General features: G+C 69.8%; 5 protein-coding genes and 1 other RNA gene. 1 reads left to right on the top strand and 5 read right to left on the bottom strand.

The genetic code is table 11. The features are described 5' to 3' along the window. Positions 1-142: 142 nt before the first annotated feature. From VNR19_RS13520 to ffs, 5 genes are all read right to left on the bottom strand, one after another. Positions 143-2659: a glycoside hydrolase family 65 protein gene (locus tag VNR19_RS13520; RefSeq protein ID WP_325727593.1), complete on the bottom strand. Its 2517-nt coding sequence runs from the start codon at positions 2657-2659 to the stop codon at positions 143-145. Continuing rightward, positions 2656-3381: an HAD family hydrolase gene (locus VNR19_RS13525; protein WP_325727595.1), complete on the bottom strand. Its 726-nt coding sequence runs from the start codon at positions 3379-3381 to the stop codon at positions 2656-2658. Before VNR19_RS13525 ends, VNR19_RS13520 begins: the two co-directional genes overlap by 4 nt. Before the next feature lie 81 nt (positions 3382-3462). Continuing rightward, entirely contained in the window at positions 3463-4689 is a 1227-nt protein-coding gene (locus VNR19_RS13530) for an acetate/propionate family kinase (RefSeq protein ID WP_325727597.1), read from the bottom strand. After that, positions 4686-6824 carry a phosphate acetyltransferase gene (gene pta, locus VNR19_RS13535; protein WP_325727599.1) on the bottom strand — a complete coding sequence of 713 codons (2139 nt, stop codon included), beginning with the start codon at positions 6822-6824 and terminating at the stop codon, positions 4686-4688. The genes VNR19_RS13530 and pta overlap by 4 nt, the downstream gene beginning before the upstream one ends. A gap of 28 nt (positions 6825-6852) precedes the next feature. Further along, positions 6853-6949, bottom strand: an RNA gene (gene ffs / locus VNR19_RS13540) — signal recognition particle sRNA small type. 200 nt (positions 6950-7149) lie between these two features. Here ffs and VNR19_RS13545 point away from each other — a divergent pair. Next, positions 7150-7442: AAA family ATPase (locus tag VNR19_RS13545; protein WP_325727601.1), on the top strand; the 293-nt coding region annotated here is incomplete at its 3' end.

Consider the following 7442-nt stretch of genomic DNA (forward strand, 5'->3'; position numbering starts at 1 on the left):
CTTTGGCGCGGGGTGAGCGCCGCGTTAGCGTGAGACACGAGAACCTCCTGGTTCAGAGCGGATGCGGTAGCAGCTCCACTCTGCCGGGAGGTTCTCGTCACATCAGGGAAGCCAGATCAAACAACCTCCCTGGGCAGTACAGCTAGACGTCGATCGGCACGTGCCCGTCGGGGTCCGGCACGATCACCGGGATCGTCGAGGTCACCGTCGGCACCGACGCCGAAAGGAGCGTCCCGTCCTCACGGCGGATGTCGGCGAACTGGCGCTGCGTGGGGCGCCCCGGGATGATCGGGCCCTGGTCGGCGAGCGGCACGACGACCTCTTCGCCCGGTCCGATCATGTACGGCGTGCCCCGCACGCTGAACCCGACGTGCGCGCCGTCCTCCGACGCGCGCACCGTGAGCGAGTCACGGCGCAGCGTGATGTCGAGGCGCGTGCCCTGCCACTCCAGCGCGTACGAGAGCTCGGGCCACGCCGCGGGGAGGCGGGGGTCGAACGTGAGCTCGCCGAAGTGGTCGCGCATGCCGCCGAAGCCGCACACGAGGGCGGTCCACACGCCGCCGGCGGATGCGACGTGCACGCCGTCGGCGGCGTTGTGGTGCAGGTCGGCGAGGTCGACGAACAGCGACTGCCGGAAGTACTCGAGCGCGAGGTCCTGGTAGCCGACCTCGGCCGCCAGGATCGACTGCACGACGGCCGACAGGGTCGAGTCGCCCGTGGTCAGCGGGTCGTAGTACTCGAAGTCGGCGAGCTTGTCCTCGGCCGAGAAGTGGTTGCCCTGCAGGAACAGCGCGAGCACGACGTCGGCCTGCTTGAGCACCTGGTACCGGTAGATCACCAGCGGGTGGTAGTGCAGCAGCAGCGGGCGCTTGTCGGCCGGCGTGTTCTCGAGGTCCCAGATCTCCCGCTCGAGGAACACATGGTCCTGCGGGTGGATGCCCAGCGCCGGGCTGAACGGGATGTACATCGCCTCGGCGGCGCGCTCCCACGCATCCGCCTCGCCCGCCTCCAGGTTCAGGCGCGTCACCATCGTTCGGAACGCCTCGCCGTCGGCGGCGGCGAGCTCACGCACGACGCGCGCCGCGAAGCGGAGGTTGAACCGCGCCATGACGTTCGTGAAGAGGTTGTCGTTCACGACCGTCGTGTACTCGTCGGGACCGGTCACACCGTGGATGTGGAACGTGCGCTCACCGTCGTCGCTCGTGCGCCAGAACCCGAGCGTGGTCCACAGGCGCGCCGTCTCCACCGCGATGTCGATGCCCTCGCGGTGCAGGAAGTCCACATCTCCCGTCGCCCGCACGTACTTCGCGAGCGCGTAGACGATGTCGGCGTTGATGTGGAACTGCGCCGTGCCGGCGGCGTAATACGCGGACGCCTCCTCACCGCTGATCGTCCGCCACGGGAAGAGCGCGCCCGCCTCGTTCAGCTGGAATGCGCGGCGTCGCGCGGCGGGGAGCATGAGGTACCGCATCCGCAGCGCGTTGCGCGCCCACTGCGGCGTCGTGTACGTGAGGAACGGCAGGACGTAGATCTCGGTGTCCCAGAAGTAGTGGCCGCTGTACCCGGACCCCGTCATGCCCTTCGCGGGTACGCCCAGTCCGTCCGCACGCGCCGACGCCTGCGCGAGCTGGAACAGGCACCAGCGCGTCGCCTGCTGCAGGTCGTCGTGACCGGCGATGCGCACGTCGGAGCGGTCCCAGAACGCGGCGAGCCACTCCGCCTGGTGGGCGAGCAGCGTGTCACACCCCGTCGACATCGCGCGGTCGAGCGTGCGACGGCAGCGGTCGACGAGCTCGCGCGGGGGCACGCCGCGCGACGTGTGGTACGCCACGAACTTCGTCACCGCCGTCGGGACGCCCGCACGCGCGCGCACGCGGAACACGTTCTTCGCGATGTCGGGCTCGATGAGCCGGCGCGCCTCGACCTCGTTCTCGGTCTCGACGACGTGGTCGGCGGCGACGCCCAACGCCATGCCGGACTGGGTCACCCGGTAGCCGAACGCGGAGCGGTTCTCGTCCTGCCAGTACTCCTGCGGCTGGAGCACACGCTCCTCGATGCGCTCGGCCTTGCGCGGATCGAATCCGGCCTTCTTCGGCACGATCGGGGTTCCGCCGTAGACGTTCTCGCCGTCCTGCCGGTTGATGACCTGACAGCTGATCGTGACGGGCGCGTCGGAGTTGAGGACCGTGATCGAAAGGCGCAACACCGCCAGGTGCTTCTCCTCGAACGACACGAACCGCTCGTCGTCGACGACCACATCCTTGCCCGACGGCGTCATCCACCGGATGTGCCGGCGCAGCACGCCCTCGCGCAGGTCGAGCACCCGCTCGTACTCGCGCACGTCGGCGACGTCGAGCGACAGCGGCTCATCGTCGACGTACACGCGCATGACCTTCGCATCCGGCGCGTTGATGATCGTCTGCCCGATCTCGGCGAATCCGTACGCGTTCTCGGCGTGACGGATCTGGAAGGTCTCGTGGAACCCGTTGATGTAGGTGCCGTGCTCGTACTCGTGGCGCCCCTCGGGGAAGTTGCCGCGCAGCCCGAGGTAGCCGTTCGCCACGGCGAACAGCGTCTCGGTCACGCCGACGTCTTCCAGATCGATCGAGCGCTCGACGAGCCGCCACGGGTCCACGGGGAAGCGGTCGCGGTCGATCATGCGATGAACTCCTCCAGGTCATCGACGACGATGTGGGCACCGGCTTCGCGCAGCACGTCGGCTCCGACGCCGCGGTCGACACCGACCACGAGTCCGAAGCCGCCCTGCGCGGCCGACTTCACGCCGCTGAGCGCGTCCTCGACGGCGGCACTGCGCGCCGGCTCGGCGCCGAGCATGCGGGCGGCCTCGATGAAGACGTCGGGAGCGGGCTTGGAGGCGAGCTGGTCGCGCTCGGCGATCACGCCGTCCATGACGACGGCGAAGCGGTCGCGGATGCCGGCGACGTCGAGCACCTCGGCGGCGTTCTTCGAGCTCGACACGACCGCGACGGGGACTCCGGCGTCGCGCAGCCGGTCGAGGAGCGCGAGCGAGCCCGGGTACGGTGCGATGCCCTCCTGACGGAGGACGCGCTCGAACACCTCGTTCTTGCGGTTGCCGATGCCGCACACGGTGTCGGCGCTCGGCGGGTCGGAGGGGTCACCCCACGGCACCTCGATGTCGCGGCTGTGGAGCAGGCTCGCGACGCCGTCGTAGCGCTTCTTGCCGTCGAGGTACGCGAAGTAGTCGTCGTCGGTGTACGGCGGCTCGATGCCCCACTGAGCGAAGAGCTCTTCGAACATCGCACGCCACGCGTGCATGTGCACTTCCGCGGTCGGGGTCAGGACGCCGTCGAGGTCGAACAGCACGGCGTCGTACGTGGTGAGGTCGGGAAGAGACGTCACGGCGAAAGCGGGCCTCCGGGCAGGGTGGTGGCGGGATCCATGCAAGCGTAGTCGCGCCGAACCTGGGCGCACACCCTGAGATCAGGACTGCGCGACCGCGAGTGTCTGGCGCGCGATCTCGAGCTCCTCGTTCGTCGGCACGACGAGGACGGTCGTGCGCGAGGCATCCGTCGAGATGACGCGGATGCCACCCCGCCGCGCTTCGTTGCGTGCCTGGTCGATCTCGATCCCCGCGAACCCGAAGTTCGCGAGCGCCGCGGCGCGCACACGCGCGGAATTCTCGCCGACACCCGCCGTGAAGCAGATCACGTCGACGCCGCCGAGGGCGGCCATGTACGCCCCCGCGTAGGCGCGCAGGCGGTGGATGTAGACGTCGAAGGCGAGCGTGGCCGCGGCGTCCGCCCTGTCGACTCCCGCCTCGATGTCGCGCATGTCGCTGACGCCCGCGAGTCCCAGGAGGCCGCTGCGCTTGTTGAGCAGGTCGTCGAGCTGATCCACCGACAGGTGCGCACGCCGGGCGAGGTGGAAGAGGACGGCGGGGTCGATGTCTCCCGAGCGCGTGCCCATCACGAGACCCTCCAGCGGGGTCATGCCCATCGACGTGTCGACCGAGCGGCCGCCGTCGATCGCGGTGACGGATGCGCCGTTGCCGAGGTGGAACACGATCTGCTTGAGGTCGGCGAGGGGCTTGCCGAGGAAGTCCGCCGCGGACTCGCTCACGAACTTGTGGCTCGTGCCGTGGAAGCCGTAGCGGCGCACGCGGTGGGATGCGGCGAGGTCGGCGTCGATCGCGTACGTGTAGGCCGCGGGCGGGAGCGTCTGGTGGAACGCGGTGTCGAAGACGGCGACGTGGGGCACGTCGGGGAACGTGATCCGCGCGGCCTTGATGCCCTCGAGATTGGGCGGGTTGTGGAGCGGTGCGAGCTCGGAGAGGTCCTCGATGTTGATCTCGACGAGCGGGGTGATGAGGGTCGGCTCGAAGAAGCGCGCTCCGCCGTGCACGACGCGGTGGCCGACGGCGATGGGCGGATGCTCCTCCAGCAGCGGCCCGTGCTCGGTGAACGCGTCGAGCATGACCCGGAATCCCGCGGTGTGGTCGGGGATCGGCAGCTGCCGCGTGAACGTCGCGTCGAGCATCGCGGTGGCGGGACCCTCGCGGTTCGGGTTGGTGACGGTGTGACGAGACGTGCCGTCGGCCTGCCCGATACGCTCGACGAGGCCGGTCGCGAGCACCTGCTCGGTGTCCATGTCGATGAGCTGGTACTTGAACGACGAGGAGCCGCTGTTGACGACCAGGACGACACTCACGAGGACTCCCCCTGCGCCTGGATCGCCGTGATCGCGATCGTGTTGACGATGTCCTGCACGAGTGCGCCGCGCGACAGGTCGTTGATCGGCTTGTTGAGCCCCTGCAGCACGGGCCCGATCGCGACGGCGCCCGCGGAGCGCTGCACCGCCTTGTACGTGTTGTTGCCCGTGTTCAGGTCGGGGAAGATGAACACCGTCGCGCGGCCGGCGACCTGCGAGTCGGGCATCTTCGTCGCGGCGACCGCCGCGTCGGCGGCGGCGTCGTACTGGATCGGCCCCTCGACGAGCAGCTCGGGCGCGCGCTGACGGACCAACGCGGTCGCCTCGCGCACCTTCTCGACGTCGGCGCCCGAGCCCGACTCCCCCGTCGAGTACGACAGCATGGCGATGCGCGGCTCGATGCCGAACTGACGCGCGGTCGCGGCGGACGAGATCGCGATGTCGGCGAGCTGCTGGCTCGTCGGGTCCGGCACCACGGCGCAGTCGCCGTACACGAGCACGCGGTCGGCGAGCGCCATGAAGAAGACGCTCGAGACGACCGACACACCGGGCTTTGTCTTGATGACCTCGAATGCGGGCCGGATCGTGTGGGCGGTCGTGTGGGCCGCGCCCGACACCATGCCGTCGGCGAGCCCGAGGTGCACCATCATCGTGCCGAAGTACGACACGTCGGTGACCGTGTCGGCCGCCTTCTCGTACGTGACGCCCTTGTGGGCGCGCACGCGCGCGTACTCCTCCGCGAAACGATGCACGTGCTCGGGGTCGAACGGGCTCAGCAGCCGGGCCTCGCCGAGGTCGACGCCGAGCTCGGTCGCACGTGCCCTCACGTCGCCCGGCTCGCCGAGGATCACGAGGTCGGCGATGCCGCGCTTGAGGACGGTGCCCGCGGCGCGCAGGATGCGGTCGTCGTTCCCCTCCGGCAGCACGATGCGCTTGCGCTGGGAACGCGCGCGCTCGATGAGCTGGAACTCGAACATGAGGGGCGTCACGACGGTCGCGTTCGCGACGCCGAGCGCCCGCGTGAGCTCCTCGGTGTCGACGTTCGTCTCGAAGAGGGCGAGCGCGGTGTCGTAGCGTCGCTGCGAGTCCGCGGCGAGCCGCCCGCGCGTGCCCATGATCCGCACCGCGGTCTCGTACGTGCCGTACGGGCTCGTGACGATCGGCAGTTTCGAGCCGAGGCCGTCGATGAGCCGCCGCACGGGGTCGGGGATCTCGAACGGCCCGTTGAGCACGATCCCCGCGAGCGACGGGAACGTCCCCGACGAGTTCGCGAGCAGGGTCGCCAGCAGCACCTCCGACCGGTCGGCGGCGATCACGACGACCGCGCCCTCCAGCAGCCGCGGCAGCACGTTCACCATCGACATGCCGGCGACGACGACGCTGAGCGCCGGGCGCGTCAGCAGCTCCGGGTCGCCGGAGACGAGCTCCCCGCCGAGCGACCGCATGATGCCGCGCATCGACGGTGCGACCAGGTACGGATCCTCGGGGATCGCCCACACCGGCACGGTGCCGTCGGCGTGCCGAGGATGCGCCGCCGCGATCGCCTGTCTGATCGCCGCGATCGTCTCGGTCTTGTGCTCCGGATCGGCGCGGTTCGCGACGATCGCGAAGAGCTCGGCGCGTCCGTGCGCGAGCTCCGCGATCGCGAGGTGCGCGAGCTGCCCCATCTCGGCCGGAGTCCGCGGCTGCGACGAGCCGAGCTGCTCGGGCTTCGCGTCGACCGTGCGGCCCCCGAGCACGAGGAGCACGGGGACCCCGAGGTTCGCCGCGATGCGCGCGTTGTAGCCGAGCTCGGCCGGGCTGCCGACATCCGTGTAGTCCGAACCCACGATCACGACCGCATCGCACCGCGCCTCGACGGACTTGTACCGCTCGACGATCGTGGCGAGCGCGGCATCCGGATCGGCCCTCACCTCGTCGTAGGTCGCGCCGATGCAGTCGTCGTAGTCGAGGTCGACGCCGTCGTGCGCGAGGAGCATCTCGAGGACGTAGTCGCGCTCGACCGTCGAGCGGGCGATGGAGCGGAACACGCCGACCTTGGGCGTCGCGCGGCTCAGCGCGTCGAGCACGCCGAGTGCGACGGTGGACTTTCCGGAGTGGCCTTCGGCGGACGTGATGTAGATGCTCTGCGCCACACCGAGAGCCTATTGGCGCGGCGGGGAAAAGTAAGACTCTCCGCGAACCCGGCAGAGCCTGGTTACCCTTGCTACGTTTCCGTCCTGGGGGAGTTGGCCTGGATGCCGCCTCGCGGAGAGCTGCCGCCAGTCTAGCCGGTCGCCGCACGACGATCGACCTGCGGGCGGCCCCGCGGTGATCAGGGACTTCCCAGGAGCCCCCTCCTGCGCGCATTGTTAAGATCAGTGGGGGAAGCGGGCGACGGCGCCCGACCCGACGTCCGACCCGAGGGGGACGCTCTTGCCAGAGACCGCGACAGAACCAGGTCACATCGACGCCGCCGAGATGACGGCCGACGACTTCGAACGCGCCACGACCGGCATCCTGGATTCCGTCGGGAAGGTGATCGACGGCAAGCCGGAGGCCGTGCGCAGCGCGCTCGTGTGCCTGCTCGCGGAAGGCCACCTCCTCATCGAGGACGTCCCCGGCGTGGGAAAGACGATGCTCGCGCGGGCGCTGGCGGCCACCGTGGATGCCACGGTGCGGCGCATCCAGTTCACGCCCGATCTGCTCCCCGGCGACGTCACCGGCGTGAGCGTGTTCAATCCGGTCGACCGGGAGTTCGAGTTCAAGCCGGG

The organism is Microbacterium sp., from assembly GCF_035556355.1.
GTDB lineage: Bacteria > Actinomycetota > Actinomycetes > Actinomycetales > Microbacteriaceae > Microbacterium.

Coding starts and splice junctions, on each gene's coding strand:
- VNR19_RS13520 (WP_325727593.1), bottom strand. CDS start 2,659: ATGATCGACCGCGACCGCTTCCCCGTGGACCCGTGGCGGCTCGTCGAG.